A 23,897-nucleotide genomic window follows, 5' to 3' on the forward strand; every position below is an offset into this window, starting at 1 on the left:
TTACTTCGCGTCCTTCTCCTCGGCAGCCGGAGCTTCGGCAGCTTCCTCAGCGGCCGGAGCCTCTTCGGTTGCCTCTTCAGCGGCAGGAGCCTCAGCAGCCTCTTCAGCAGCGAAAGCCTCGGCAGCTTCGGTCTCGGCGACCTCGGCCTCGGGAGCTTCCTCAGCGGCCGGAGCAGCGTTTGCAGTGGCCTGCGTGGCCTCGGCGACCACGGCCTGCTTGGCGGAAACCGGCTCGAGGACCAGTTCGATGACAGCCATGGGGGCGTTGTCGCCCTTGCGGTTGCCGATCTTGGTGATGCGGGTGTAGCCGCCGTTGCGGTTCTCCACTGCCTGGGCAATGTCGGTGAACAGCTCGTGGACTACGCCCTTGTTGCTGATCAGGCCCAGGACGCGGCGGCGGGAAGCCAGGTCGCCGCGCTTGGCGAAGGTCACCAGGCGCTCTGCGTACGGCTTCAGGCGCTTGGCCTTGGTCACCGTGGTGGTGATCCGCTTGTGCTCGAACAGGGATGATGCCAGGTTCGCGAGCATGAGGCGCTCGTGAGCCGGGCCGCCTCCGAGGCGCGGACCCTTAGTGGGGGTAGGCATAATTGTTTCTCCTCATGTGGAAGCCGTGGGCTGCACACCATGGTGCAGTCCCCCGGCCAGGGTCTGGTTTAGAGTTCGTCGTCGCCGAAGGCGGCGTCGTCCTCTTCGATTGCTGCGGCGCGTGCTGCGAGGTCAAAACCGGGAGGCGAATCCTTGAGGGACAGGCCCAGTTCAACCAGCTTTGCCTTGACCTCGTCAATGGACTTTGCACCGAAGTTGCGGATGTCCATCAGGTCAGCCTCGGAGCGGGCAACGAGTTCACCCACGGTGTGGATGCCCTCACGCTTGAGGCAGTTGTAAGAACGGACGGTGAGGTCCAGATCCTCGATCGGCAGTGCCATGTCGGCTGCCAGGGCAGCGTCGGTGGGCGACGGACCGATCTCGATACCTTCAGCTGCGGTGTTCAGCTCACGGGCCAGACCGAACAGTTCCACCAGGGTGGTGCCTGCGGAAGCAACGGCATCGCGCGGGGCGATGGCCTGCTTGGTCTCGACGTCGACAATCAGCTTGTCGAAGTCGGTGCGCTGCTCAACACGGGTTGCTTCCACGCGGAAAGTAACCTTCAGCACCGGCGAGTAGATGGAGTCGACCGGGATGCGGCCGATCTCTGCGTCGCCGGACTTGTTCTGAGCTGCCGAAACGTAGCCGCGTCCGCGCTCGATGGTCAGTTCGAGCTCGAACTTGCCCTTCGAGTTCAGCGTGGCAATGTGCAGATCCGGGTTGTGGAATTCGACGCCGGCCGGCGGAGCGATGTCCGCGGCGGTGACGACTCCGGGACCCTGCTTGCGCAGGTAAGCCACAACAGGCTCGTCGTGCTCGGAGGAAACCGACAGGTTCTTGATGTTCAGGATGATCTCGGTGACATCTTCCTTGACACCCGGAACCGTGGTGAACTCGTGCAGCACGCCATCGATCCGGATGCTGGTAACGGCAGCACCGGGGATGGAGGAGAGCAGGGTACGGCGGAGGGAGTTTCCGAGGGTGTAGCCGAAGCCCGGTTCCAGCGGTTCGATGACGAAACGCGAACGGTTTTCGGAGACTACCTCTTCGGAGAGGGTGGGGCGCTGTGCAATGAGCACTTAGGTTTCCTTTCGGCGAGCATCCGCTATATGACGCAACACAGGTGGTGGAAATTCGGTCTGAAGACTTAACGCGCGGGGCTTGCCCGGACCGTTGCTGGTCCGGGCAAGCTCTGCAGCCGAAAAGAATTAGACGCGGCGGCGCTTCGGGGGGCGGCAGCCGTTGTGGGCTGCGGGGGTGACGTCCTGGATGGAGCCAACCTCGAGGCCTGCGGCCTGCAGCGAACGGATTGCGGTCTCGCGTCCGGAGCCCGGTCCCTTGACGAATACGTCTACCTTGCGCATGCCGTGCTCCTGCGCACGCTTGGCAGCAGCTTCGGCTGCCATCTGGGCAGCGAACGGGGTGGACTTACGCGAGCCCTTGAAGCCAACCTCACCAGAGGAAGCCCAGGAAATAACAGCGCCGGTCGGATCCGTGATGGAAACGATGGTGTTGTTAAAGGTGCTCTTGATGTGCGCCTGGCCAAGCGCGATATTCTTCTTGTCCTTCTTACGCGGCTTGCGAACCGCGCCACGAGTCTTCGGGGGCATTATTTCTCCTACAGAAAGTTATTGGGGAATGCTCCGTAAAAAATCCCGGCCGGGATTTTTTAGCGGGCCTTCTTCTTGCCGGCGACGGTGCGCTTCGGGCCCTTGCGGGTACGGGCGTTGGTCTTCGTACGCTGTCCACGTACGGGCAGGCCCTTGCGGTGGCGCAGGCCTTCGTAGCTGCCGATTTCAACCTTGCGGCGGATGTCAGCTGCTACTTCGCGGCGAAGGTCACCCTCAACCTTGTAGTTGCCTTCAATGTAGTCACGCAGCTCAACCAGCTGGGCATCGGTCAGGTCCTTGACGCGAACGTCAGCGCTGATGCCAGTGGCGGCCAGGGTTTCGTGTGCACGGGTCTTGCCCACGCCGTAGATGTAGGTAAGCGCAATTTCCAGCCGCTTTTCGCGGGGAATGTCTACGCCAGCGAGACGAGCCATAGTGGCAGTACTCCTTGAATAAACCGGAGGTCGTAGGCAGTACACCCGCACGTTCCGTGCGGCCCCAGCCTCCGACCGGGGGTTAGCTGTCCGGACTCGTTGAAGCACATGTTCCAGATCAGCTTGTGCTGCCTTTATTTACTTGCGTGGGTTAGCAACCCGGGATTTCCTTCGAGGAAGGAAATTAGCCCTGGCGCTGCTTGTGGCGCGGGTTCTCGCAGATCACCATGACCCGGCCGTTACGGCGGATCACTTTGCACTTTTCGCAGATCTGCTTGACGCTCGGCTTGACCTTCATGGCATTCCTTTGCGTGTGGCAGTTGGTCAACTGGAGCAGCGTCAGCTTCCGCTGAAGCCGCCCAGCAATTTACTTGTAGCGGTAGACGATACGACCACGGGTGAGGTCGTACGGGCTCAGCTCCACCACTACGCGGTCCTCGGGGAGGATTCGGATGTAGTGCTGACGCATCTTTCCAGAGATGTGTGCCAGGACGATGTGCTTGTTGGTGAGCTCAACGCGAAACATCGCGTTAGGCAGCGCCTCCGTCACAACGCCTTCGATCTCAATGACCCCGTCCTTCTTGGCCATACCCTCCGCTAACTGTTGTTGCCGCAGCCCTGCCGGATTGCACCATGCATGGCCACGAACGTTTTGTGTTGGATCGGTTGCCCACCCCAGGGCCCATGAGGGCACGGCAGTCCAGACAACCAACAAACAACACTACGCCATCGGGCGGCGAAAGTTAAATCCAGTCATGCTAGCGCATCTGCCCGCCGTACGCATCAAAGTCGCCGGCCGGAGTGCTGACGGCTTCGGCGCTGGCCACCCCGTCCAGGATGGCAAGGCGTACGACGTCGGCTGCCGCACTTTGCAGCGTGATGAGGCTGAGCTGCCGCGCAGTTTCGTCCGCACGGTCGAGTGCCACAGTGCCGGTGGCGAGGCAAAAGACGGTGTCCCCGTCGGCGAGAGTGTGGCTGGGACTCAACGCACGGGCGATGCCGGCATGGGAAGCGGAGGCAGTCCGCTTGCACTCGGCCACATCAAGCACGGCGTTCGTTGCGACAACTACGAGTGTGGTGTTAAGCGGCGGGCCGGACACCGATTCCCTCAGCAGCGAGTGCTCAACCAGCGGCAGGCCCAGCGCATTGACTACAGCGAGGGCTCCGAGAACTACGCCGTTCTCCAGCCTGATCGAGGCTGTGCCAACTCCACCCTTATAGGTCCTGCCCAGGAGGGCGCCGGTGCCGGCACCCACGTTGCCGCGTCCGACGGCGTGCCCTTCCTTTTCAGCAGCAGCGGCGGCAGCTGCCGCGTAGCCCATGTCCGGCGTCGGGCGGGCGGAAAAGTTCCCCCCGCGGCCGAGGTCGAAAATGGCCGCGGCCGGCACGATCGGCACCACTCCCCCAGGCACCTCGAAACCCCTGCCGTTCTCCTCGCACCAGCGCTGGGCGCCGGCTGCTGCGGCAAGGCCGTACGCGCTGCCGCCGGCCAGCACTACGGCGTCCACCTGGCTGACCAGGCTCGTGGGGTCAAGCGCGTCAGTTTCGTGGGTGGCCGGTCCGCCGCCCTGGACATCGACGGAGCCCACCGTGCCCGGCGGCGGCAGGACAACGGTGACCCCGGTGAGCCACCCTTCCCCAACCTTGTGGTCGTGCCCCACCCGGATGCCCGGCACGTCAGCAAGAGATCCCATGGTGTCCATTCTGCCCGCTGCTTAACCTATTGAATATCGATAGCATCCGATTGTTGCTCGATAGAGGAGAAGGAAATGGGAAAGCTCACCGTGCTGGCGCTGCGGGTCGTGATTGCGCTGGTCCTTGCCGGTTCGCTGTTCGTCCAGGTGTGGATGGTGCCGCTGCTGTCCATCGACCTGCAGGAGGCAGGCGCTCCGGACGGCCCGCGGATCGCGTTGCTGGCAATCGTGGTCGTGGGCATCGTGTGCGTGCAGGTGACGGCTGTGTGTGTCTGGAAGCTGCTGACCATGGTGCGCCGCGGAACCGTGTTTTCCCACGGCGCGTTCCGGTACGTGGACATCATCTTCGGCGCCATCGCCGCTGCGTCACTGCTGGTATTCGGCATTGCCGTACTGCTGGCTCCGGGCGAGGTGGCGCCCGGCATCGTCCTGCTGATCTGCGGTGCTTCGCTGATGATCGCCGGGGTGGCTTTGATCGTGCTGGTGCTCCGGACCCTGCTGGCCCAGGCGGTGGCGCGGGATGTTGAGGCCCAGCAGCTGCGCTCCGAGCTTGATGAGGTGATCTGATTGGCCATCATCGTGGATATCGACGTGGTGCTGGCCAAGCGCAAAATGCCGGTCGGCGTCCTCGCGGAACGGGTGGGCATCACGCCGGCCAACCTTGCCGTGCTCAAGAACGGCCGTGCGAAGGCGGTGCGGTTCACCACGCTCGAGGCGCTGTGCGAAGTACTGGAGTGCCAGCCCGGCGACCTGCTGCGGTGGGAACCGGACGGCGCGGACGGCCAGACCCCGGACACTTCCCCAACTAAGTAGCGCCAAGTGTCGTTTTGAGGGCTCAAAACGACAGTTGACGCTACTCAGTTGGGCTAGGGGATCGGGATGGGGGTGACGCCGAGGGGCGCAAGGTGCTCCGCGCCGCCGTCGGGCGCTGACAGCACCCAGATGCCCTTCTCGTGGACAGCAACGGAGTGCTCCCACTGGCAGGAGCGTTTGCCGTCCGTGGTGACCACGGTCCAGTCGTCTTCCAGGACGGCCGTTTCGATGCCGCCACGCACCAGCATGGGCTCGATCGCAAGGCACAGGCCGGGCTTGATCTTGGGCCCGCGGTGGCTGGTCCGGTAGTTCAGGACATCGGGCGCCATGTGCATCTCGGAACCGATGCCGTGGCCCACGTAGTCCTCCAGGATGCCGAGCGGCTTGCCGGGCACAGAAGAGACGTAGTCGTCGATTGCGGCGCCGATGTCTCCCACATGGGTGCCGGTGGCCAGCGCAGCAATGCCCCGCCACATGGCCGCGAAAGTGACGTCGGAGAGCCGCTGGTCTTCGGGATCCGCGGTGCCCACGATGACCGTCCGGGCTGAGTCCGAGTGCCAGCCGTCAACGATGGCCCCGCCGTCGATCGAGATGATGTCGCCGTCGCGCAGGACCTTGCTGCCGGGAATCCCGTGCACCACTTCCTCATTGACCGAGGTGCAGATGGTGGCGGGGAAGCCGTGGTAGCCGAGGAAGTTGGACTTGGCGCCGGCTTCATTGAGTACCGCAGCGAAGACGTCGTCGAGGTGCTTGGTGGTGACACCCGGCGCGGCCGCGGCAACGGCGGCGTCCAAGGCGCGGCCCAGCACCAGGCCTGCCTCGTGCATTCTGCGCATCTGGTCGTTGTTCTTGTATTCGATGCGGGGCTGGCCAAAGGCCATGATGTGTCCTTTCAAAATGGCTGAGGCTCCTCCCCTGTGCCGGGGAGGAGCCTCGGTAAAACGTGCCTGGATCAGGCTGCCTGTGCGGCCTTGATGGCCTGCATCACGCGGTCGGTCACTTCGTCGATCGCGCCGATGCCGTCCACCTGGGTGAGGATGCCGCGCTCGGCATACTTGGCCACCACGGCCTCAGTCTGCTCGTGGTACAGGTCAAGCCGGTGGCGGATGACGGCTTCGTTGTCGTCGCTCCGGCCCGTTTCCTTGGCCCTGCCCAGAAGGCGGTGCACCAGTTCCTCGTCGTCGGCCGTCAACTGCAGGACGACGTCGAGCTTTTCCTCGCCCTTGGCGAGGATGTCATCAAGGTAGTCCACCTGCGCAGTGGTGCGGGGGTAGCCGTCCAGCAGGAAGCCGGACTGGACGTCGGCCTCGCTGAGCCGGTCGCGCACCATCTTATTGGTGACGCTGTCCGGCACAAAGTCTCCGTTGTCCATGTACTTCTTGGCCTCGATGCCAAGCGGCGTTTCGCCCTTTACATTCGCACGGAAGATATCGCCGGTGGAGATTGCCACAACGCCGAGGCGCTCTGAAATCCGCTCCGCCTGCGTTCCTTTTCCGGAACCGGGAGGTCCAATAATCAGCATTCTCGTCATCGCAAAAGCCCTTCATAGTGACGTTGTTGTAGCTGCGCATCAATTTGCTTGACGGTCTCCAAGCCAACGCCCACCATGATCAGGATCGAGGTGCCACCGAACGGGAAGTTCTGGTTCGCGTTGATCAGTACCAGTGCCACCAGCGGAATCAGCGCCACGAAGCCCAGGTAGAGGGCACCGGGGAGGGTGATCCGGGAAAGCACGTACTGCAGGTAGTCAGCGGTCGGTTTACCGGCGCGGATACCTGGAATGAAGCCGCCGTACTTCTTCATGTTGTCCGACACTTCTTCAGGGTTGAAGGTGATCGCGACATAGAAGTAGGTGAAAAACACGATCATGGCGAAGTACAAAACCATGTAGATCGGTTGGTCGCCGCGGACCAGGTTGTTGTTAATCCATTCGACCCACGGCTGGAGCTGCTCGCCCGCGGCCGGCTGGTTGAACTGGGCGATCAGGCCGGGCAGGTAAAGCATGGAGGAAGCGAAGATCACCGGGATAACACCGGCCATGTTCACCTTGATGGGAATGTAGGTGCTGGTGCCGCCCACGGTGCGGCGTCCGATCATCCGCTTGGCGTACTGTACGGGGACGCGGCGCTGCGACTGCTCCACAAAGACCACCAGTGCCACTGTCAGGAGGCCGACGGCGAGCACGGTGAAGAAGGTGGCCGGACCCTGCGAGGTCCAGATGGCGCCCAGCGAGGTGGGGAACGTTGCCGCGATCGAGGTGAAGATGAGCAGGGACATGCCGTTACCCACGCCCTTCTCGGTGACCAGCTCGCCCATCCACATGATCAGGCCGGTTCCGGCCGTCAGGGTGATGATGATCAGAATGGTGGTGATGATGCTGTCGTCGGGGATGATCGGCAGCGCGCAGCCGGGCAGCAGCTGGCCGGAACGGGCCAGGGACACCAGCGTGGTGGCGTTGAGGAGGCCCAGTGCGATGGTGAGGTAGCGCGTGTACTGGGTCAGCTTGGACTGGCCCGATGCGCCCTCTTCGTACAGCTGCTGGAAGCGGGGAATGACCACCCGGAGCAGCTGGACGATGATGCTCGCCGTGATGTACGGCATGATGCCCAGGGCGAAGATGGACACTTGGAGCAACGCGCCGCCGCTGAACAGGTTGACGAGCTGGTACAGCCCGCCTGCCGTCTGACCGTTCTGCAAGCATTGCTGGACATTCTGGTAGTCCACACCAGGCGAGGGAATGAAAGCACCCAAGCGGAAGATGGTGATGATTCCCAGCGTGAACAACAACTTGCGTCGCAGATCAGGCGTGCGAAAGGCCCGGCCGAATGCGCTAAGCAAGCGTCCTCCTGTGGTGTTTAAAGGGTGGAGTGATGGGATTCAATAAATCCCAACAACCGAGTCTAACGGTTGGATGCGCCCTGCGAACAATCCGGGACTGCGCCCGTGCGCCCGGTGGCGGGAAAAATACGGCGTGTGGATGTGAAAAACTCCCGGTGACCAGGGCCTGGGCCCCGGTCACCGGGAGTTCATCAACGGGCAGTTGCCCACCGGCCCTAGAGAGCGGTGGTGCTTCCGCCTGCTGCTGCAATCTTTTCGGCGGCGCTGGCCGAGAATGCGTGGGCGGTGACGTCAACCTTGACGGTGATGTCGCCGGTGCCCAGCACCTTGACGGGCTGGTTCTTGCGAACGGCACCCTTTTCGACCAGGTTCTCGACGGTGACAGTGCCACCTTCCGGGAACAGCTCGTTCAGCTTGTCCAGGTTCACAACCTGGAACTCGACGCGGAACGGGTTCTTGAAGCCGCGCAGCTTGGGCAGGCGCATGTGCAGCGGCAGCTGGCCGCCGGCGAAGCCTGCCTTCACCTGGTAGCGGGCTGCAGTACCCTTGGTACCGCGGCCGGCGGTCTTACCCTTGGATGCCTCACCACGACCAACACGGGTCTTGGCGGTCTTGGCACCCGGAGCAGGACGCAGGTGGTGAACCTTCAGGGCGTTCTGCTTCTCAGCAGCCTGAGTGTTGTCAGCAGTGTTCTCTGCCATTTACTTCGCCTCCTCTACCTTTACCAGGTGCGGAACCGTGTTGAGCATGCCAACGGTCACGGCATCGGCGGTGCGGACAACGGTGTGTCCAATCCGCTTCAGGCCCAGCGACCGCAGGGTGTCGCGCTGGTTCTGCTTGCCGCCAATGGCGGACTTGATCTGAGTGATCTCCAACTGGGAGTCGGAGGGGACCAGGTTCTTAGCCATAACCTAGACACCTGCCTTCGAGTTCATCAGCGTGCGCACCAGGGCGGCCGGAGCAACCTCGTCCAGCGGCAGGTTGCGGCGGGCTGCCACAGCTGCGGGCTCTTCGAGGCGCTTCAGGGCATCAACGGTCGCGTGGACGATGTTGATGGCGTTGGAGGAACCGAGCGACTTGGAGAGGATGTCGTGGATACCCACGCACTCCAGTACTGCACGGACCGGACCACCGGCGATAACACCGGTACCGGCCGAGGCCGGACGCAGCATTACGACGCCGGCAGCGGCTTCACCCTGAACGCGGTGCGGGATGGTGCTGCCCACGCGGGGAACGCGGAAGAAGGACTTCTTGGCCTCTTCAACGCCCTTGGCGATAGCAGCGGGAACTTCCTTGGCCTTGCCGTAGCCGACGCCGACCATGCCGTTACCGTCACCAACGACGACCAGTGCGGTGAAGCTGAAGCGACGACCACCCTTGACGACCTTGGAAACGCGGTTGATGGTGACAACGCGCTCTACGAACTGGTTCTTCTCGGCTTCACGTCCGCCGTCGCGGCCGCCACGGCCACCGCGGTCGCCGCGGCCCTGGCCGCGTTCGCCACGCTCGCCGCGGCGGGCACCGCCGCGGCGGTCCTCGGCTGCGGGGGCAGTGGTCTCAGCAGCTGCGGCTTCGGTCGCCTTCTGATCTGCAGACACAGTGTCCTTTTCCTTGTTTGCTTCGGTCACAGCGACAACCCACCTTCGCGTGCACCGTCAGCGACGGCGGCAATCCGGCCGTGGTACTTGTTACCACCGCGGTCGAAGACAACAGCTTCGACACCGGCAGCCTTGGCACGCTCGGCAACGAGTTCGCCAACGCGCTTGGCCTTGGCGGTCTTGTCACCGTCGAATGCGCGCAGGTCGGCTTCCAGGGTGGAGGCGCTTGCTACAGTCTGGCCAATGCTGTCATCGACAACCTGGACAAACACGTGGCGTGCGGAGCGGTTGACCACCAGGCGGGGGCGGACAGCCGTACCGGCGATGCGCTTGCGGATACGAAGCTGGCGGCGGCTGCGGGCAGCAGCCTTGCTCTTGTTCGTGCGCTTCTTGTTAATGGCGATGGCCATGGTTACTTACCAGCCTTTCCGACCTTGCGGCGGATAACTTCGCCGGCGTAACGGATGCCCTTGCCCTTATAGGGGTCCGGCTTCCGCAGCTTGCGGATGTTGGCAGCAACCTCGCCGACCTGCTGCTTGTTGATGCCTGAGACAGAGAGCTTGGTCGGACCCTCTACTGCAAAGGTGATGCCGGCCGGAGCCGAGACGTTGACCGGGTGGCTGAAGCCCAGAGCGAACTCAAGGTCAGATCCCTTGGCCTGAACGCGGTAACCGGTACCAACGATTTCAAGCTTCTTCTCGTAGCCCGCGGTGACACCCTGGATCATGTTGGCGATCAGGGTGCGGGTCAGGCCGTGGAGCGAACGGGAGGCGCGCTCGTCGTTCGGGCGGGTGACGGTCAGGGTGCTGTCTTCCAGGGCAACCTCGATAGGGCTGGCCACGGTGTGGCTCAGCTCGCCCTTGGAACCCTTGACGGTGACGACGGAGCCGTCAACCTTGACCTCAACGCCGGCAGGAACGGTGATGGGGAGACGTCCAATACGTGACATTATTCTCTTCCTTTCCCGTTACCAGACGTACGCGAGGACTTCGCCGCCCACGCCCTTCTTGCCGGCCTGCTTGTCAGTCAGGAGGCCGGAAGAGGTGGACAGGATTGCGATACCCAGGCCACCGAGCACGTGCGGCAGGTTGGTGGACTTCGCGTAAACGCGGAGACCCGGCTTGGAGATGCGGCGAACGCCAGCGATGGAACGCTCGCGGTTCGGACCGAACTTCAGCTCGAGGGTCAGCTTCTTGCCGACCTCAGCGTCTTCTTCCTTCCAGCCGGCGATGAAACCTTCGGCCTTGAGGATGTCGGCAACGCGTGCCTTGAGCTTGCTGTACGGCATGGACACGGTGTCGTGGTATGCCGAGTTTGCGTTACGCAGGCGCGTAAGCATGTCTGCGACAGGATCTGTCATTGTCATTGTGGGCTCTTGCCCTTCCTCGTAACGGTTTCCGCCGCTGCCTGCTCAGCAGCGCGGCCGGACCTTTTACGTAGTTAATTAAGCTTCGGTCTTGAACGGGAAACCAAGCGCCTTGAGCAGCGCGCGGCCTTCGTCGTCGGTCTTGGCGGTGGTCACAACCGTGATGTCCATACCGCGGACGCGGTCGATCTTGTCCTGGTCGATCTCGTGGAACATAACCTGTTCGGTCAGACCGAAGGTGTAGTTGCCGTTGCCATCGAACTGCTTGCCGTTGAGGCCGCGGAAGTCGCGGATACGGGGCAGGGCCAGGGTGACCAGGCGGTCCACGAATTCCCACATGCGGTCGCCACGCAGGGTGGCGTGTGCACCGATGGGCATGCCTTCGCGCAGCTTGAACTGTGCGATCGACTTGCGGGCCTTGGTAACCTGCGGCTTCTGGCCGGTGATCTGGGTGAGGTCGCGGACAGCGCCGTCGATCAGCTTGGAGTCCTTGGCGGCATCTCCAACACCCATGTTCACAACAACCTTCACCAGGCGGGGTACCTGGTTCACGTTCTGGTACTTGAATTCATCCTGGAGCGCTGCCTTGATGGATTCTGCGTACTTGGTCTTCAGACGAGGAACGATCTTCGTTGCCGGAGTCTCGAGAGTCTCAGTCATTAGATGTCCTTCCCGGTGCTCTTGGACACGCGGATGCGGACGGTCTTCTGGACGCCGTCCTTCTCTACGGTGTCGAGGCGGAAGCCCACGCGGGTCGGCTTCTTGGTCGACGGGTCAACCAGGGCCACGTTGGAGATGTGGATCGGGGCTTCAACAACCTCGATGCCACCGGTCTTGGTGCCGCGCTGCGACTGACCGACCTTGGTGTGCTTGGTGACGCGGTTGATGCCTTCAACCAACACGCGGTTGGTTGACGGGAACACGCGCAGGACCTTGCCCTGCTTGCCGCGGTCGCCGCCGCGCTCAGCCTTGGCGCCAGTGATGACCTGGACCAGGTCACCCTTCTTGATCTTAGCCATGGACTAGAGCACCTCCGGAGCCAGAGAAACGATCTTCATGAACTTCTTGTCACGCAGTTCACGACCAACCGGTCCGAAGATACGGGTACCGCGGGGGTCGCCGTCGTTCTTCAGGATCACAGCTGCGTTCTCGTCAAACTTGATGTAGGAACCGTCCGCACGGCGGCGTTCCTTCTTGGTACGAACGACGACAGCCTTGACGACGTCGCCCTTCTTCACGTTGCCGCCAGGGATTGCGTCCTTGACGGTGGCGACAATGACGTCACCGATGCCTGCGTAGCGACGGCCGGATCCACCGAGAACGCGAATGGTAAGGATTTCCTTAGCACCCGTGTTGTCGGCGACCTTCAGTCGCGACTCCTGCTGAATCACTATCTACTCCTTGCGTCGCGCCGGTTCTCAGACCGAAAATCTTCCTACGGAATGAGCCTTGCGGAACGGTTGATCGGGGTGTCTCTTGACCTGCCTGGATTTTGCCAGGCCAGGCCTAAACGCCCGTGCCAGAAGCAGTTGCCCCCATCCGGTCCAGGACTGATCCCGGGCGCAAGAAAGCACTATGCTGTGGCACGCTTGTTTACGAGTTTGATGAACAGCGCACGAAAGGCGCCATACAAATTCAATATCCTAGCATGTTTTCTGCTGATCCCCATATCACCAGTTCCGCTTCCCCGGCAAGACGGACGACGGCGCCGCGCACGGCAGCCTTTTGTCCCGCCTGGGGTGCCGCTCCCCCCGCAAGGCCGCCGCGGCGCCGTCGTAGTCCATCAAAAGCTGCTCCCCGTGACGCGTTAAACGAGGAAGCCCCCGCTCCCGGAGGAGCAGGGGCTTCAACAGCTTCCGCAGCGGATGCTACTTGGCCTTCTCGAGGATTTCCACGAGCCGCCAGTTCTTGGTGGCGGACAGCGGACGGGTCTCGGCGATGACAACGAGGTCGCCGATGCCGGCGGTGTTCTCTTCGTCGTGTGCCTTGACCTTTGAGGTACGGCGGATGACCTTGCCGTACAGGGCGTGCTTTACGCGGTCCTCAACCTCGACAACGATGGTCTTTTCCATCTTGTCGGAGACAACGTAACCGCGACGCGTCTTGCGGTAACCGCGCTGACCGGCCTTGGCGGCGGTAGCAGTTTCCGTCACGTTTCCGTCCTTTTCACTCACTTGGCATCCTCCTCGGTCTCAGCCGTTTCAGCCTCATCGGCCTTCTTGGCTGCAGCCTTCTTGGACTTCTTCTCTTCCTTGGCTTCCACAACCGGTGCGGCAACCTCGGCACGGATGCCCAGCTCGCGCTCACGGAGAACGGTGTAGATGCGGGCAATGTCCTTCTTGACCGCGCGCAGACGACCGTGGTTCTCCAGCTGTCCGGTGGCGGACTGGAAACGCAGGTTGAACAGCTCTTCCTTGGCCTTGCGGAGTTCTTCAACGAGACGTTCGTTGTCGAAACCGTCCAGCTTTGCGGGAGCCAGATCCTTGGACCCTACTGCCATTTCTATTCACCACCCTCGCGACGCACGATGCGTGCCTTCAACGGCAGCTTGTGGATCGCCAGGCGCAGGGCCTCGCGAGCTACCTCTTCATTGACACCGGAGAGTTCGAACAGAACCCGGCCCGGCTTGACGTTTGCAACCCACCACTCCGGTGAACCCTTACCGGAACCCATGCGGGTTTCGGCAGGCTTCTTGGTCAGCGGACGGTCCGGGTAGATGTTGATCCAGACCTTACCGCCACGCTTGATGTGGCGGGTCATGGCGATACGGGCGGACTCGATCTGGCGGTTCGTGACGTATGCCGGGCTCAGGGCCTGGATACCGTACTCACCGAAGGTGACCTTGGTGCCGCCCGTAGCAGCGCCGGAACGACCCGGGTGGTGCTGCTTACGGTGCTTGACTCGACGTGGGATAAGCATTTAAGCCTGTCCTCCTTCTGCTGCGGGTGCAGCAGCTTCAGCTGCCGGAGCTTCGGCAGCAGGAGCTGCATCGGCGGCCGGACGCTCGTTGCGACGGCGGCGGTCACCACGGTCAGCGCCACCCGGGCGGCCCGGACGGTCGCCACGGCCACCGCGGGACGGAGCCGAAGCGGCCTGTGCGGCCAGTTCCTTGGCGGTGACATCGCCCTTGTAGATCCAAACCTTCACACCGATGCGGCCGAAGGTGGTCTTGGCTTCGTAGAAGCCGTAGTCGATGTTCGCGCGGAGGGTGTGCAGGGGCACACGGCCTTCGCGGTAGAACTCCGAGCGGGACATTTCGGCGCCGCCCAGTCGACCGGAGCAGGCGATACGGATGCCCTTGGCACCTGCACGCTGCGCGGACTGCATGGCCTTCTTCATGGCGCGGCGGAATGCCACGCGGGAAGTCAGCTGCTCTGCAACGCCCTGGGCAACAAGCTGGGCTTCCATCTCGGGGTTCTTGACCTCGAGGATGTTCAGCTGAACCTGCTTGCCGGTGAGCTTTTCGAGCTCGCCGCGGATGCGGTCTGCTTCAGCTCCACGGCGGCCGATAACGATGCCGGGACGGGCCGTGTGGATGTCCACGCGGACGCGGTCACGGGTGCGCTCGATCTCGACCTTGGCGATGCCCGCGCGCTCCATGCCGGTGGACATGAGCTGGCGGATGCGGATGTCTTCGCGGACGAAGTCCTTGTACCGCTGGCCGGACTTGGTGCTGTCAGCGAACCAGTGCGATACGTGATCGGTGGTGACGCCGAGTCGGAACCCGTGCGGGTTTACTTTCTGTCCCACTTAGCGAGCCTCCTCTTTCTCCGGGGTAGCGACTACCACGGTGATGTGGCTGGTGCGCTTCTTGATCTGAAATGCACGACCCTGGGCACGCGGCTGGAACCGCTTCATGGTCGGGCCTTCATCAACAAACGCTTCGCTGATGATGAGGTCACCTTCGTCAAACGCCACGCCGTCGCGGTCCGCGAGGACCCGGGCGTTGGAGATTGCCGACTGTACTACCTTGAATACCGGCTCCGAAGCTGCCTGCGGGGCGAACTTCAGAATTGCCAGAGCCTCATTCGCTTGCAATCCACGAACAAGGTTGACGACGCGCCGGGCCTTCATAGGCGTTACGCGGATGTGGCGCGCAATTGCCTTGGCTTCCATTGCTTTCCTTCTCTCGTCTATGACGTAAGTACAGGCGCCTTAGCGGCGCTTGCCCTTACGGTCGTCCTTGACATGGCCGCGGAATGTCCGCGTGGGAGCGAATTCGCCGAGCTTGTGCCCGACCATCGACTCGGTGACAAACACCGGGATGTGCTTGCGTCCGTCGTGTACGGCGATCGTGTGCCCGAGCATGTCCGGGATGATCATCGAACGGCGGGACCAGGTCTTGATGACGTTCTTGGTGCCCTTTTCGTTTTCCCTGGCTACCTTCACAAAGAGGTGCTGGTCAACGAAAGGACCTTTTTTCAGGCTGCGTGGCATGTGTCCAGGCTCCTATCGCTTGTTCTTGCCAGTACGACGGCGACGCACAATAAGCTTGTCGCTCTCTTTGTTGGGGCGGCGCGTGCGGCCTTCCCGCTTACCGTTCGGGTTGACGGGGTTACGACCACCGGAGGTCTTACCCTCACCACCACCGTGCGGGTGGTCAACCGGGTTCATGGCGACACCGCGGACGGTCGGGCGGACGCCCTTCCAGCGCATACGGCCGGCCTTGCCCCAGTTGATGTTGGACTGCTCGGCGTTGCCCACCTCGCCGACGGTTGCGCGGCAGCGCACGTCGACGTTGCGGATTTCACCGGAAGGCAGGCGCAGCTGGGCGAAGCGGCCTTCCTTGGCAACGAGCTGAACCGAAGCACCGGCGGAGCGGGCCATCTTGGCGCCGCCGCCCGGACGCAGTTCAACTGCGTGCACAACGGTACCCACGGGGATGTTGCGCAGGGGCAGGTTGTTGCCGGGCTTGATGTCGGCGTTGGGGCCGGCTTCAACGAAGTCGCCCTGGGCCAGCTTGTTGGGAGCGATGATGTAACGCTTGGTGCCATCAACGTAGTGCAGGAGCGCGATGCGGGCCGTGCGGTTCGGATCGTACTCGATCTCGGCAACGCGGGCGTCAACGCCGTCCTTGTCGTGGCGACGGAAGTCGATCAGACGGTACTGGCGCTTGTGTCCGCCACCCTTGTGGCGGGTGGTGATCTTACCGGTGTTGTTGCGGCCGCCCGACTTGGGCAGCGGACGCAGCAGCGACTTTTCCGGCGTCGACCGCGTGATCTCGATGAAGTCCGCTACGCTCGAGCCACGACGGCCCGGTGTAGTCGGCTTGTACTTACGGATTCCCATAGTTTATTTCCTCGTTAAAGTGGTCTCCGCTACGCGAGCGGACCGCCGAAGATGTCGATGGTGCCTTCTTTGAGGGTGACAATCGCACGCTTGGTGCTCTTGCGGGTGCCCCATCCGAATTTGGTGCGCTTGCGCTTACCGGCACGGTTGATGGTGTTGATCGATTCGACCTTGACGGAGAAGATCTTCTCCACGGCCAGCTTGATCTCGGTCTTGTTCGACCGGGGGTCCACCAGGAAGGTGTACTTGCCCTCGTCGATCAGGCCATAGCTCTTTTCCGACACGACGGGTGCAAGCACGACGTCGCGGGGATCCTTGATGGTGGCTGCGCTCACTTGGCATCCTCCTCGTTCTTAGCTGCCTTGGCGGCAACGAATGCGTCGTAGGCAGCCTTGGTGAAGACAACGTCATCAGAGACGAGAACGTCGTAGGTGTTCAGCTGGTCTGCGTACAGAACGTGAACACCGGCGAGGTTGCGCACGGACAGTGCAGCAACATCGTTGGCGCGCTCGATGACAACCAGCAGGTTCTTGCGGTCGGAAACACCGCGGAGCGTTGCCTGTGCAGCCTTGGCGGACGGCTTGTCGCCTGCCACCAGCTCGGAGACAACGTGGATGCGTCCGTTGCGGGCCCGGTCGGACAGTGCGCCGCGCAGTGCAGCAGCAATCATCTTCTTGGGGGTGCGCTGGCTGTAGTCACGCGGGGTGGGACCGTGGACAATGCCACCGCCGGTCATGTGCGGAGCGCGGATGGAACCCTGGCGGGCGCGGCCGGTGCCCTTCTGCTTGAACGGCTTGCGTCCTGCACCGGAAACTTCAGCGCGGGTCTTGGTCTTGTGGGTACCCTGGCGTGCAGCAGCGAGCTGGGCAACGACAACCTGGTGCAGCAGCGGCACGTTGGTCTGGACGTCGAAGATCTCTGCAGGCAGGTCAACCTGGACAGTGTTAGCCATTGGACTAGGCTCCCTTCACGGCGGTGCGTACGAAGACGACCTGGCCGCGGGCACCGGGAACGGCACCCTTGATCAGGAGCAGCGACTTCTCGACGTCAACCGCGTGAACGGTGAGGTTCAGCGTGGTGTGACGAACGGCGCCCATGCGGCCAGCCATTCGCATGCCCTTGAAGACGCGGCTCGGGGTGGATGCACCACCGATTGAACCGGGCTTACGGTGGTTCTTGTGGGCACCGTGGGAAGCGCCGACACCGGAGAAGCCGTGACGCTTCATAACACCGGCGAAGCCCTTACCCTTGGTGGTGCCGATGACGTCGATCTTCTGGCCGGCCTGGAAGAGCTCCACGGAGAGTTCCTGGCCCAGCTCGTACTCGGCAGCATCTGCGGTACGGAGTTCGACGACGTGGCGGCGAGGCGTGACGCCTGCCTTCTCAAAGTGACCAGCCAGCGGCTTGGTGACCTTGCGGGGATCGATCTGGCCGTAGCCGATCTGGACGGCGACGTAGCCATCAGTCTCAGCGTTGCGCAGCTGGGTGATGACGTTCGAATCTGCCTGGACCACAGTGACGGGGATGAGCTTGTTGTTCTCGTCCCAGACCTGGGTCATGCCGAGCTTCGTGCCCAGCAGGCCCTTTACGTTACGGGTTGCGGTCATAGTTTCTCAGCACCTCCCTACAGCTTGATTTCGATGTTCACGTCGGCCGGCAGGTCGAGGCGCATGAGCGAGTCGACGGCCTTGGGCGTGGGATCGATGATGTCGATAAGACGCTTGTGCGTGCGCATTTCAAAGTGCTCGCGGCTGTCCTTGTACTTGTGCGGAGAGCGGATCACGCAGTACACGTTCTTCTCCGTGGGCAGCGGCACGGGGCCAACTACCGTTGCGCCTGCGCGCGTGACCGTCTCAACGATCTTCCGGGCTGAAACGTCAATGACCTCGTGGTCGTATGACTTCAGCCGGATGCGGATTTTTTGTCCCGCCATGTCGCCTGACTCTCTTTCAGTCTGTGCTTCCCCGGTTTAGGGCTGCCCTGTTCACTTTCTCGTTGTATGGCTGCCGAAGCATTTGAGGTCGTAACCACCACCCGCCGCACAAGCTGAATCCGGATGAATCCGGGTTCCTCACCTTGCCGGCGCAACCGACCCCCGCGGTCGGGCGTGTCGCGCTCAACACGCATACAAATCCGCAAATCCATTGGGGTGGGTTATGTTTGGTCTTCAACTTGGACCCTGCGTCCGGCATTATCCGGACCGGGACACGAAGAAGCGCTTGAACAACTCATCTAGTTTGCCAGAAATCCGGGGCAGATGCGAATCGCCCCGTCTCAGGCAAGCCCGGGCAGGTCATTGCCCTCGGGTGTCCGCGAATAGATGATTAGGACATGACGCTGGAAAGCACTGAATCGGTGACCGAACTGGCCAACCGCATGCCGCCGTCGTTCACCCTGGGCGTCGCCGCCGCGGCCTTCCAGGTTGAAGGCGCCCTGCGCGAAGGCGGCCGCGGACCCTCCGGCTGGGACGCGTTCGCCGAGAAGCCCGGTGCCATCGTTGACGGCCACTCCCCCGCCGTCGCCTGCGACCACTACAACAGGCTGCCCGAGGATGTGGCGCTGTTACGGGATCTGGGCGTGGACTCCTACCGGTTCTCGCTGTCCTGGCCCCGCATACAGCCTGACGGGCGTGGCCGTTTCAACGAAGCGGGCCTGGATTTTTACGACCGCCTGATCGACCAGTTGCTGGACGCCGGCATTGCCCCGATGGCCACCCTCTACCACTGGGACACCCCCTTGCCTTTGGAGCACCGCGGAGGCTGGCTGAACCGGGAAACCGCGGAACGTTTTGGCGACTATGCGCGGGCAGCCGGTGAGCGCTTTGGGGACCGCGTGGCGCAGTGGGTGACCCTGAACGAACCCCTGTCAGTGACCCTGAACGGTTACGCCCTCGGGGTCCATGCCCCCGGCCACGCGCTGATGTTCGACGCCCTTCCTGCCGTGCACCATCAGCTGCTGGCACATGGCCTTGGCGTCCAGGCCCTCCGCGCCGCCGGAGTTGCCGGCGGCGTGGGCGTGACCAACCTGCACGCGCCTGTCCGCCCTGCTTCCGGAAGCATCGGCGACAGGGCAGTGGCCCGTATCTACGACCTGTTCATGAACAGGATTTACGCTGACCCTGTCCTGCTGGGCCGTTATCCGTCAGTCCCGCTGTACGCCAGGCCCTGGCTGCGCAACGGCCGCAGGATGTCCGACGCGGACCTGCGGACTGTGCACCAGCCCCTGGACTTCTACGGGCTCAACTACTACTACCCCATCAAGGTCGCCATCGGACCCGGTGTGACGCCCATTCCCGCTGAACCGCATAAGGCGGTAGCCCGGCTCCCGTACCACGAGGTGGGGTACCCGGATCTTCCCCATACAGGGTTCGGCTGGCCGGTGGCCCCCGGGCACTTGGGCATCCTGCTGGGGGAACTGCAGGACCGCTACGGGGACTCGCTGCCGCCCGTGTACATCACCGAAGGCGGAGCCAGCTTTCCGGAACCGGACAGCGTGGACGGAACGCTGCAGGACGAGGAACGAGTGCAGTACCTGGCCAGCCACCTGCGGGCAGCCCTGGACGCCACGTCCCCGGGCGGCATCGCATCCGGCGTGGACCTGCGTGGGTATTACGTCTGGACCCTGATGGACAACTTTGAGTGGGCCGCCGGGTACTCGCAGCGCTTTGGCCTGGTGCACGTTGACTTTACTACCCAGGAACGGACGCCGAAGCAGTCCTATTACTGGTACCAGGCCCTTTCCCGGGCCAGGAGAACCCGGGCCGGCCAGTAACAGGCCAGCCTGGTCCTCCCCCGTTTCCCGTTGGGCCGGGCCTACTGGTTCTTGTTTGCCCTGTTGATGCGCTTGGCGCGGTCAATCTCGTGGCGGAAGTACTTCTTGGCCCAGAACACGCCTGCCACTACCGCAACCACGATGACCAGGAAGATAAGCCAGCTCATGACGATCTCCTTTCGGTCCAGCCAGAGTATCAGGGACAAGTAAAACAAAAAGAACAGCCCCGCTGCTGATGCAGCGGGGCTGTTCTTCAGTTCAACAAGAATTACTTGATGATCTTGGTAACACGTCCCGAACCAACGGTGCGGCCGCCTTCGCGGATAGCGAAGCCGAGGCCTTCTTCCATAGCGATCGGCTGGATGAGCGCAACGGTCATCTCAGTGTTGTCGCCGGGCATAACCATTTCCGTGCCCTCGGGCAGGGTGATAACGCCGGTAACGTCCGTGGTACGGAAGTAGAACTGCGGGCGGTAGTTCGAGTAGAACGGGTTGTGGCGTCCGCCTTCGTCCTTGGAGAGGATGTAGACGTTTGCCTCGAAGTCGGTGTGCGGGGTGATGGAACCCGGCTTGACGACAACCTGGCCACGCTCGACATCGTCGCGCTTCAGGCCACGGAGCAGCAGGCCACAGTTCTCGCCGGCCCATGCTTCGTCGAGCTGCTTGTGGAACATCTCGATACCGGTAACGGTGGTCTTCTGGACCGGGCGGATGCCGACGATCTCGACCTCGGAGTTGATGGCGAGGGTACCACGCTCGGCGCGGCCCGTAACAACGGTGCCACGGCCGGTGATGGTGAAGACGTCTTCGATCGGCATCAGGAAGGGCTTGTCGCGGTCACGAACGGGGTCCGGAACGGACTCGTCCACAGCAGCCATCAGGTCCTCAACGGACTTGACCCACTCGGGATCGCCTTCCAGGGCCTTCAGGCCGGAAACGCGGACAACCGGAGCGTCGTCGCCGTCGAAGCCCTGCGAGCTCAGGAGCTCACGAACTTCCATTTCGACGAGGTCGAGGAGTTCCTCGTCCTCAACCATGTCAGCCTTGTTCAGCGCGACCAGCAGGTAGGGAACACCAACCTGGCGGGCGAGCAGAACGTGCTCGCGGGTCTGAGCCATGGGGCCGTCGGTAGCAGCAACCACGAGGATTGCGCCGTCCATCTGGGCAGCACCGGTGATCATGTTCTTGATGTAGTCAGCGTGACCGGGGGCGTCGACGTGTGCGTAGTGACGCTTCTCGGTCTGGTACTCCACGTGGGAGATGTTGATGGTAATACCGCGCTGACGCTCTTCGGGAGCAGAGTCGATCGACGCGAAGTCGCGCTTCTCGTTGAGATCCGGGTACTTGTCGTACAGCACCTTGGAAATGGCGGCCGTCAGCGTCGTCTTACCGTGGTCAACGTGACCGATGGTGCCGATGTTGACGTGCGGCTTAGTCCGCTCGAACTTTGCCTTTGCCACAGGTTCCTCCTAGAAACGTTTTCAAATGGCTTGCCCTCTAACCGCGCTTCTCGCGGCAGAAACTCAGGCAAGTCTATCTGGGGGCTTTGGGATTGGTGAAATTGCAGATTCAGGAACTAATACTAGTCCCTTGAGCCTGTTCGTGCAGATGGCCGGAGCCGGGCCGGCAGGACTGATCCGGCCGGCCCCGGCCACCTGCACCGGCTGCGCTTTCCGTTGCCGGCCCGCGCACCCGAGGTGTTCGCTTTGAAAGTCCGGAGGACTACTCGCCGCGGCTCTTCTGGATGATCTCGTCGGCAACTGCCTTCGGGACCTCGGCGTAGCTGTTGAAGGTCATGGAGTAAACAGCACGGCCCTGGGTCTTGGAGCGCAGGTCACCGATGTAGCCGAACATGCCGGACAGCGGGACGTGTGCACGGACAACCTTGACGCCTGCCGCATCCTCCATGGACTGCATCTGGCCACGACGGGAGTTAAGGTCACCGATAACGTCACCCATGTATTCCTCAGGGGTGCGGACCTCGACATCCATCAGCGGTTCAAGCAGGACAGGGTTCGCCTTCCTGGCAGCTTCCTTGAAAGCCATCCGGCCGGCGATCTTGAACGCCATTTCCGAGGAGTCAACATCGTGGTAAGCGCCATCGATCAGCGTTGCCTTGATGCCAACAACCGGGTAACCGGCCAGCACGCCGTCGTTCAGCGCGTCCTGGATACCGGCGTCAACCGACGGGATGTACTCGCGCGGAACGCGGCCACCGGTGACCTTGTTCTCGAACTCGTACAGCTCGCCCTCGGCCGTGTCGAGCGGCTCGATGGCGATCTGGACCTTTGCGAACTGGCCTGAACCACCGGTCTGCTTCTTGTGCGTGTAGTCGTGGCGCTCCACGGCACGCTTGATGGTTTCGCGGTAAGCGACCTGCGGCTTACCCACGTTGGCCTCGACCTTGAATTCGCGGCGCATGCGGTCCACCAGGATGTCCAGGTGGAGCTCGCCCATGCCGGCGATGATGGTCTGGCCGGTGTCTTCGTTGAGGGACACCTGGAAGGTGGGGTCCTCAGCGGAGAGCTTCTGGATAGCCGTGGACAGCTTCTCCTGGTCGCCCTTGGTGTTCGGCTCGATGGCCACGGAGATCACGGGCTCGGGGAAGCTCATGGACTCCAGGACGATCTGGTTGCTGGCGTCGCACAGGGTGTCACCGGTGGTGGTGTCCTTGAGGCCGATCGCTGCGTAGATGTGCCCGGCGGTTGCTGCCTCAACGGGCATTTCCTTGTTGGCGTGCATCTGGAACAGCTTGCCGATGCGCTCACGCTTGCCCTTGGTGGAGTTAACCACCTGGGCGCCGGACTCGACGTGACCGGAGTACACGCGGATGAAGGTGAGCTGGCCGAAGAACGGGTGGGCCGCAATCTTGAACGCGAGGGCCGAGAACGGCTCGTCGGCGGACGGCTTGCGGGTCAGTTCCTTGGCTTCGTCCTTCGGATCGTGGCCGATCATCGGAGGAACGTCGAGCGGGTTCGGCAGGTAGTCCACAACTGCGTCGAGCATGGGCTGCACGCCGCGGTTCTTGAATGCGGAACCACAGAACACCGGGTAGACCTCGGAGTTGATGGTCATCTTGCGGATGCCGGCCTTGAGCTCGTCGATGGTGAGCTCTTCGCCTTCGAGGTACTTCTCCATGAGCTCCTCGGAGGACTCGGCAACGGTCTCGACGAGCGCTGCGCGGTACTCTTCGGCCTTGGCCTGGAGGTCGGCCGGGATCTCCTGGATCTCGTACTTGGCACCCATGGTCACGTCGCCCTTGGCGTCGCCAGGCCATACGAGGGCACGCATGTAGAGCAGGTCCACGACGCCGATGAAGTCGTTCTCCGCACCGATGGGCAGCTGCATGACCAGCGGCTTGGCGCCGAGGCGGCTGATGATGGTGTCTACGGTGAAGTAGAAATCAGCACCGAGCTTGTCCATCTTGTTGACGAAGCAGATACGCGGGACGTTGTACTTGTCAGCCTGGCGCCACACGGTCTCGGACTGCGGCTCAACGCCTTCCTTGCCGTCGAAAACTGCGACAGCGCCGTCGAGGACGCGCAGGGAGCGCTCAACCTCGACGGTGAAGTCAACGTGGCCGGGGGTGTCGATGATGTTGATCTGGTTGTTTTCCCAGAAGCAGGTCACGGCGGCAGACGTGATGGTGATGCCGCGTTCCTTTTCCTGTTCCATCCAGTCAGTGGTCGAAGCGCCGTCGTGCGTTTCGCCGATCTTGTGGTTCACACCCGTGTAGAACAGGATGCGCTCGGTTGTGGTGGTCTTGCCGGCATCGATGTGTGCCATGATGCCGATGTTGCGGACCTTGCTAAGGTCGGTAAGCACGTCCTGTGCCACGGGGTCTCCTTTTGGGATGGACTACACGTTCGCCGCCGGCTCTGGTGAGCCGGCGGCGTCCGG

General features: G+C 62.5%; 36 protein-coding genes. 3 read left to right on the forward strand and 33 right to left on the reverse strand.

Annotated features, from left to right (window positions below; all coding sequences use genetic code 11):
• From rplQ to ACLH0K_RS12480, 7 genes are all read right to left on the reverse strand, one after another.
• Positions 1-585 (reverse strand): 50S ribosomal protein L17, encoded by a 585-nt coding sequence (gene rplQ / locus ACLH0K_RS12450; protein WP_411373906.1) that lies wholly within the window; start codon positions 583-585, stop codon positions 1-3.
• A gap of 68 nt (positions 586-653) precedes the next feature.
• On the reverse strand, positions 654-1,664 hold the full coding sequence (locus tag ACLH0K_RS12455; protein WP_009358719.1) for a DNA-directed RNA polymerase subunit alpha: 1,011 nt from the start codon (positions 1,662-1,664) through the stop codon (positions 654-656).
• A gap of 129 nt (positions 1,665-1,793) precedes the next feature.
• The gene (gene rpsK / locus ACLH0K_RS12460) at positions 1,794-2,195 is read right to left on the reverse strand and encodes a 30S ribosomal protein S11 (RefSeq protein WP_009358720.1); all 402 of its coding nucleotides are present in this window, start codon (positions 2,193-2,195) and stop codon (positions 1,794-1,796) included.
• Between the two features lie 59 nt (positions 2,196-2,254).
• Positions 2,255-2,629 (reverse strand): 30S ribosomal protein S13, encoded by a 375-nt coding sequence (gene rpsM / locus ACLH0K_RS12465; RefSeq protein WP_003803743.1) that lies wholly within the window; start codon positions 2,627-2,629, stop codon positions 2,255-2,257.
• A gap of 184 nt (positions 2,630-2,813) precedes the next feature.
• A complete protein-coding gene (rpmJ, locus tag ACLH0K_RS12470) occupies positions 2,814-2,927 on the reverse strand; it encodes a 50S ribosomal protein L36 (protein WP_009358722.1) in 114 nt (37 codons plus the stop codon).
• A gap of 69 nt (positions 2,928-2,996) precedes the next feature.
• The gene (infA, locus tag ACLH0K_RS12475; protein WP_009358723.1) at positions 2,997-3,218 is read right to left on the reverse strand and encodes a translation initiation factor IF-1; all 222 of its coding nucleotides are present in this window, start codon (positions 3,216-3,218) and stop codon (positions 2,997-2,999) included.
• A gap of 169 nt (positions 3,219-3,387) precedes the next feature.
• A complete protein-coding gene (locus tag ACLH0K_RS12480; protein WP_411373907.1) occupies positions 3,388-4,323 on the reverse strand; it encodes a P1 family peptidase in 936 nt (311 codons plus the stop codon).
• Between the two features lie 75 nt (positions 4,324-4,398).
• Here ACLH0K_RS12480 and ACLH0K_RS12485 point away from each other — a divergent pair, with 75 nt between their 5' ends.
• Both ACLH0K_RS12485 and ACLH0K_RS12490 read left to right on the forward strand, forming a co-directional pair.
• The gene (locus tag ACLH0K_RS12485; RefSeq protein ID WP_411373908.1) at positions 4,399-4,890 is read left to right on the forward strand and encodes a DUF2975 domain-containing protein; all 492 of its coding nucleotides are present in this window, start codon (positions 4,399-4,401) and stop codon (positions 4,888-4,890) included.
• Positions 4,891-5,136 (forward strand): helix-turn-helix domain-containing protein, encoded by a 246-nt coding sequence (locus ACLH0K_RS12490; RefSeq protein ID WP_411373909.1) that lies wholly within the window; start codon positions 4,891-4,893, stop codon positions 5,134-5,136.
• A 53-nt stretch (positions 5,137-5,189) separates the two neighbouring features.
• Here ACLH0K_RS12490 and map read toward each other — a convergent pair whose 3' ends face one another.
• From map to rpsJ, 23 genes are all read right to left on the reverse strand, one after another.
• Entirely contained in the window at positions 5,190-6,017 is an 828-nt protein-coding gene (gene map, locus ACLH0K_RS12495; protein ID WP_411373910.1) for a type I methionyl aminopeptidase, read from the reverse strand.
• 71 nt (positions 6,018-6,088) lie between these two features.
• Positions 6,089-6,658: an adenylate kinase gene (locus ACLH0K_RS12500; protein ID WP_411376477.1), complete on the reverse strand. Its 570-nt coding sequence runs from the start codon at positions 6,656-6,658 to the stop codon at positions 6,089-6,091.
• Between the two features lie 5 nt (positions 6,659-6,663).
• Positions 6,664-7,974, reverse strand: coding sequence for a preprotein translocase subunit SecY (gene secY / locus ACLH0K_RS12505; RefSeq protein WP_411373911.1), 1,311 nt, complete (start codon positions 7,972-7,974; stop codon positions 6,664-6,666).
• Between the two features lie 215 nt (positions 7,975-8,189).
• Positions 8,190-8,675, reverse strand: coding sequence for a 50S ribosomal protein L15 (gene rplO / locus ACLH0K_RS12510; RefSeq protein WP_138136200.1), 486 nt, complete (start codon positions 8,673-8,675; stop codon positions 8,190-8,192).
• Complete coding sequence (rpmD, locus tag ACLH0K_RS12515; protein ID WP_138136199.1) at positions 8,676-8,882, reverse strand: 50S ribosomal protein L30; 207 nt, start codon at positions 8,880-8,882, stop codon at positions 8,676-8,678.
• A gap of 3 nt (positions 8,883-8,885) precedes the next feature.
• On the reverse strand, positions 8,886-9,602 hold the full coding sequence (rpsE, locus tag ACLH0K_RS12520) for a 30S ribosomal protein S5 (protein ID WP_138136198.1): 717 nt from the start codon (positions 9,600-9,602) through the stop codon (positions 8,886-8,888).
• On the reverse strand, positions 9,599-9,982 hold the full coding sequence (rplR, locus tag ACLH0K_RS12525) for a 50S ribosomal protein L18 (protein ID WP_133345794.1): 384 nt from the start codon (positions 9,980-9,982) through the stop codon (positions 9,599-9,601). The genes rpsE and rplR overlap by 4 nt, the downstream gene beginning before the upstream one ends.
• Positions 9,983-9,984: 2 nt before the next feature.
• Positions 9,985-10,521 carry a 50S ribosomal protein L6 gene (gene rplF / locus ACLH0K_RS12530; RefSeq protein ID WP_138136197.1) on the reverse strand — a complete coding sequence of 179 codons (537 nt, stop codon included), beginning with the start codon at positions 10,519-10,521 and terminating at the stop codon, positions 9,985-9,987.
• 18 nt (positions 10,522-10,539) lie between these two features.
• Positions 10,540-10,938, reverse strand: a complete 399-nt coding sequence (gene rpsH / locus ACLH0K_RS12535; protein ID WP_043454616.1) for a 30S ribosomal protein S8 — start codon at positions 10,936-10,938, stop codon at positions 10,540-10,542.
• A 78-nt stretch (positions 10,939-11,016) separates the two neighbouring features.
• Positions 11,017-11,598: a 50S ribosomal protein L5 gene (gene rplE, locus ACLH0K_RS12540; protein ID WP_411373912.1), complete on the reverse strand. Its 582-nt coding sequence runs from the start codon at positions 11,596-11,598 to the stop codon at positions 11,017-11,019.
• Positions 11,598-11,957 (reverse strand): 50S ribosomal protein L24, encoded by a 360-nt coding sequence (gene rplX / locus ACLH0K_RS12545; protein ID WP_411373913.1) that lies wholly within the window; start codon positions 11,955-11,957, stop codon positions 11,598-11,600. Before rplX ends, rplE begins: the two co-directional genes overlap by 1 nt.
• A gap of 3 nt (positions 11,958-11,960) precedes the next feature.
• Complete coding sequence (gene rplN / locus ACLH0K_RS12550; RefSeq protein ID WP_043119386.1) at positions 11,961-12,329, reverse strand: 50S ribosomal protein L14; 369 nt, start codon at positions 12,327-12,329, stop codon at positions 11,961-11,963.
• A gap of 477 nt (positions 12,330-12,806) precedes the next feature.
• Positions 12,807-13,112 (reverse strand): 30S ribosomal protein S17, encoded by a 306-nt coding sequence (gene rpsQ, locus ACLH0K_RS12555; protein ID WP_138136194.1) that lies wholly within the window; start codon positions 13,110-13,112, stop codon positions 12,807-12,809.
• Positions 13,109-13,438, reverse strand: a complete 330-nt coding sequence (rpmC, locus tag ACLH0K_RS12560) for a 50S ribosomal protein L29 (protein ID WP_138136193.1) — start codon at positions 13,436-13,438, stop codon at positions 13,109-13,111. The genes rpsQ and rpmC overlap by 4 nt, the downstream gene beginning before the upstream one ends.
• Positions 13,439-13,440: 2 nt before the next feature.
• Positions 13,441-13,857, reverse strand: coding sequence for a 50S ribosomal protein L16 (gene rplP, locus ACLH0K_RS12565; protein WP_021472412.1), 417 nt, complete (start codon positions 13,855-13,857; stop codon positions 13,441-13,443).
• Positions 13,858-14,688, reverse strand: coding sequence for a 30S ribosomal protein S3 (gene rpsC / locus ACLH0K_RS12570; protein ID WP_138136192.1), 831 nt, complete (start codon positions 14,686-14,688; stop codon positions 13,858-13,860).
• Entirely contained in the window at positions 14,689-15,054 is a 366-nt protein-coding gene (rplV, locus tag ACLH0K_RS12575) for a 50S ribosomal protein L22 (RefSeq protein ID WP_009358304.1), read from the reverse strand.
• Positions 15,055-15,093: 39 nt separating this feature from the next.
• Complete coding sequence (rpsS, locus tag ACLH0K_RS12580) at positions 15,094-15,375, reverse strand: 30S ribosomal protein S19 (protein ID WP_003803803.1); 282 nt, start codon at positions 15,373-15,375, stop codon at positions 15,094-15,096.
• A 12-nt stretch (positions 15,376-15,387) separates the two neighbouring features.
• Complete coding sequence (rplB, locus tag ACLH0K_RS12585; protein ID WP_138136191.1) at positions 15,388-16,227, reverse strand: 50S ribosomal protein L2; 840 nt, start codon at positions 16,225-16,227, stop codon at positions 15,388-15,390.
• A 29-nt stretch (positions 16,228-16,256) separates the two neighbouring features.
• Positions 16,257-16,562 carry a 50S ribosomal protein L23 gene (gene rplW, locus ACLH0K_RS12590; protein ID WP_003803807.1) on the reverse strand — a complete coding sequence of 102 codons (306 nt, stop codon included), beginning with the start codon at positions 16,560-16,562 and terminating at the stop codon, positions 16,257-16,259.
• Complete coding sequence (gene rplD / locus ACLH0K_RS12595; protein ID WP_411373914.1) at positions 16,559-17,179, reverse strand: 50S ribosomal protein L4; 621 nt, start codon at positions 17,177-17,179, stop codon at positions 16,559-16,561. Before rplD ends, rplW begins: the two co-directional genes overlap by 4 nt.
• A 4-nt stretch (positions 17,180-17,183) precedes the next feature.
• Positions 17,184-17,834: a 50S ribosomal protein L3 gene (gene rplC, locus ACLH0K_RS12600; RefSeq protein ID WP_138136189.1), complete on the reverse strand. Its 651-nt coding sequence runs from the start codon at positions 17,832-17,834 to the stop codon at positions 17,184-17,186.
• Positions 17,835-17,851: 17 nt separating this feature from the next.
• Positions 17,852-18,160, reverse strand: a complete 309-nt coding sequence (gene rpsJ / locus ACLH0K_RS12605) for a 30S ribosomal protein S10 (protein WP_003803825.1) — start codon at positions 18,158-18,160, stop codon at positions 17,852-17,854.
• 398 nt (positions 18,161-18,558) lie between these two features.
• Between rpsJ and ACLH0K_RS12610 the strand changes: the two genes are divergently transcribed.
• Positions 18,559-19,998 carry a GH1 family beta-glucosidase gene (locus tag ACLH0K_RS12610; protein ID WP_411373915.1) on the forward strand — a complete coding sequence of 480 codons (1,440 nt, stop codon included), beginning with the start codon at positions 18,559-18,561 and terminating at the stop codon, positions 19,996-19,998.
• 41 nt (positions 19,999-20,039) lie between these two features.
• Here the strand turns inward: ACLH0K_RS12610 and ACLH0K_RS12615 are convergent, their stop codons facing one another.
• The 3 genes from ACLH0K_RS12615 to fusA form a co-directional block, all read right to left on the reverse strand.
• Entirely contained in the window at positions 20,040-20,165 is a 126-nt protein-coding gene (locus tag ACLH0K_RS12615) for a hypothetical protein (protein ID WP_411373916.1), read from the reverse strand.
• 101 nt (positions 20,166-20,266) lie between these two features.
• Positions 20,267-21,457: an elongation factor Tu gene (tuf, locus tag ACLH0K_RS12620; protein WP_009358310.1), complete on the reverse strand. Its 1,191-nt coding sequence runs from the start codon at positions 21,455-21,457 to the stop codon at positions 20,267-20,269.
• Positions 21,458-21,719: 262 nt separating this feature from the next.
• Positions 21,720-23,834 carry an elongation factor G gene (gene fusA / locus ACLH0K_RS12625; protein WP_411373917.1) on the reverse strand — a complete coding sequence of 705 codons (2,115 nt, stop codon included), beginning with the start codon at positions 23,832-23,834 and terminating at the stop codon, positions 21,720-21,722.
• Positions 23,835-23,897: the final 63 nt, after the last annotated feature.

The sequence above is a fragment of the Arthrobacter sp. MPF02 genome (genome assembly GCF_046605375.1).
In the GTDB taxonomy this organism is placed as follows: Bacteria; Actinomycetota; Actinomycetes; order Actinomycetales; family Micrococcaceae; genus Arthrobacter.

Bases quoted from the DNA above. Each gene is read 5' to 3' on its own strand.
- rplQ (WP_411373906.1), bottom strand. From the start codon at position 585: ATGCCTACCCCCACTAAGGGTCCGCGCCTCGGAGGCGGCCCGGCTCAC.
- rpsK (WP_009358720.1), bottom strand. From the start codon at position 2,195: ATGCCCCCGAAGACTCGTGGCGCGGTTCGCAAGCCGCGTAAGAAGGAC.
- rpsM (WP_003803743.1), bottom strand. From the start codon at position 2,629: ATGGCTCGTCTCGCTGGCGTAGACATTCCCCGCGAAAAGCGGCTGGAA.
- rpmJ (WP_009358722.1), bottom strand. From the start codon at position 2,927: ATGAAGGTCAAGCCGAGCGTCAAGCAGATCTGCGAAAAGTGCAAAGTG.
- infA (WP_009358723.1), bottom strand. From the start codon at position 3,218: ATGGCCAAGAAGGACGGGGTCATTGAGATCGAAGGCGTTGTGACGGAG.
- ACLH0K_RS12480 (WP_411373907.1), bottom strand. From the start codon at position 4,323: ATGGGATCTCTTGCTGACGTGCCGGGCATCCGGGTGGGGCACGACCAC.
- ACLH0K_RS12485 (WP_411373908.1), top strand. From the start codon at position 4,399: ATGGGAAAGCTCACCGTGCTGGCGCTGCGGGTCGTGATTGCGCTGGTC.
- map (WP_411373910.1), bottom strand. From the start codon at position 6,017: ATGGCCTTTGGCCAGCCCCGCATCGAATACAAGAACAACGACCAGATG.
- ACLH0K_RS12500 (WP_411376477.1), bottom strand. From the start codon at position 6,658: ATGCTGATTATTGGACCTCCCGGTTCCGGAAAAGGAACGCAGGCGGAG.
- rplO (WP_138136200.1), bottom strand. From the start codon at position 8,675: ATGGCAGAGAACACTGCTGACAACACTCAGGCTGCTGAGAAGCAGAAC.
- rpmD (WP_138136199.1), bottom strand. From the start codon at position 8,882: ATGGCTAAGAACCTGGTCCCCTCCGACTCCCAGTTGGAGATCACTCAG.
- rplR (WP_133345794.1), bottom strand. From the start codon at position 9,982: ATGGCCATCGCCATTAACAAGAAGCGCACGAACAAGAGCAAGGCTGCT.
- rplF (WP_138136197.1), bottom strand. From the start codon at position 10,521: ATGTCACGTATTGGACGTCTCCCCATCACCGTTCCTGCCGGCGTTGAG.
- rpsH (WP_043454616.1), bottom strand. From the start codon at position 10,938: ATGACAATGACAGATCCTGTCGCAGACATGCTTACGCGCCTGCGTAAC.
- rplE (WP_411373912.1), bottom strand. From the start codon at position 11,598: ATGACTGAGACTCTCGAGACTCCGGCAACGAAGATCGTTCCTCGTCTG.
- rplX (WP_411373913.1), bottom strand. From the start codon at position 11,957: ATGGCTAAGATCAAGAAGGGTGACCTGGTCCAGGTCATCACTGGCGCC.
- rpmC (WP_138136193.1), bottom strand. From the start codon at position 13,438: ATGGCAGTAGGGTCCAAGGATCTGGCTCCCGCAAAGCTGGACGGTTTC.
- rplP (WP_021472412.1), bottom strand. From the start codon at position 13,857: ATGCTTATCCCACGTCGAGTCAAGCACCGTAAGCAGCACCACCCGGGT.
- rplV (WP_009358304.1), bottom strand. From the start codon at position 15,054: ATGGAAGCCAAGGCAATTGCGCGCCACATCCGCGTAACGCCTATGAAG.
- rpsS (WP_003803803.1), bottom strand. From the start codon at position 15,375: ATGCCACGCAGCCTGAAAAAAGGTCCTTTCGTTGACCAGCACCTCTTT.
- rplB (WP_138136191.1), bottom strand. From the start codon at position 16,227: ATGGGAATCCGTAAGTACAAGCCGACTACACCGGGCCGTCGTGGCTCG.
- rplD (WP_411373914.1), bottom strand. From the start codon at position 17,179: ATGGCTAACACTGTCCAGGTTGACCTGCCTGCAGAGATCTTCGACGTC.
- rplC (WP_138136189.1), bottom strand. From the start codon at position 17,834: ATGACCGCAACCCGTAACGTAAAGGGCCTGCTGGGCACGAAGCTCGGC.
- rpsJ (WP_003803825.1), bottom strand. From the start codon at position 18,160: ATGGCGGGACAAAAAATCCGCATCCGGCTGAAGTCATACGACCACGAG.
- ACLH0K_RS12610 (WP_411373915.1), top strand. From the start codon at position 18,559: ATGACGCTGGAAAGCACTGAATCGGTGACCGAACTGGCCAACCGCATG.
- ACLH0K_RS12615 (WP_411373916.1), bottom strand. From the start codon at position 20,165: ATGAGCTGGCTTATCTTCCTGGTCATCGTGGTTGCGGTAGTGGCAGGC.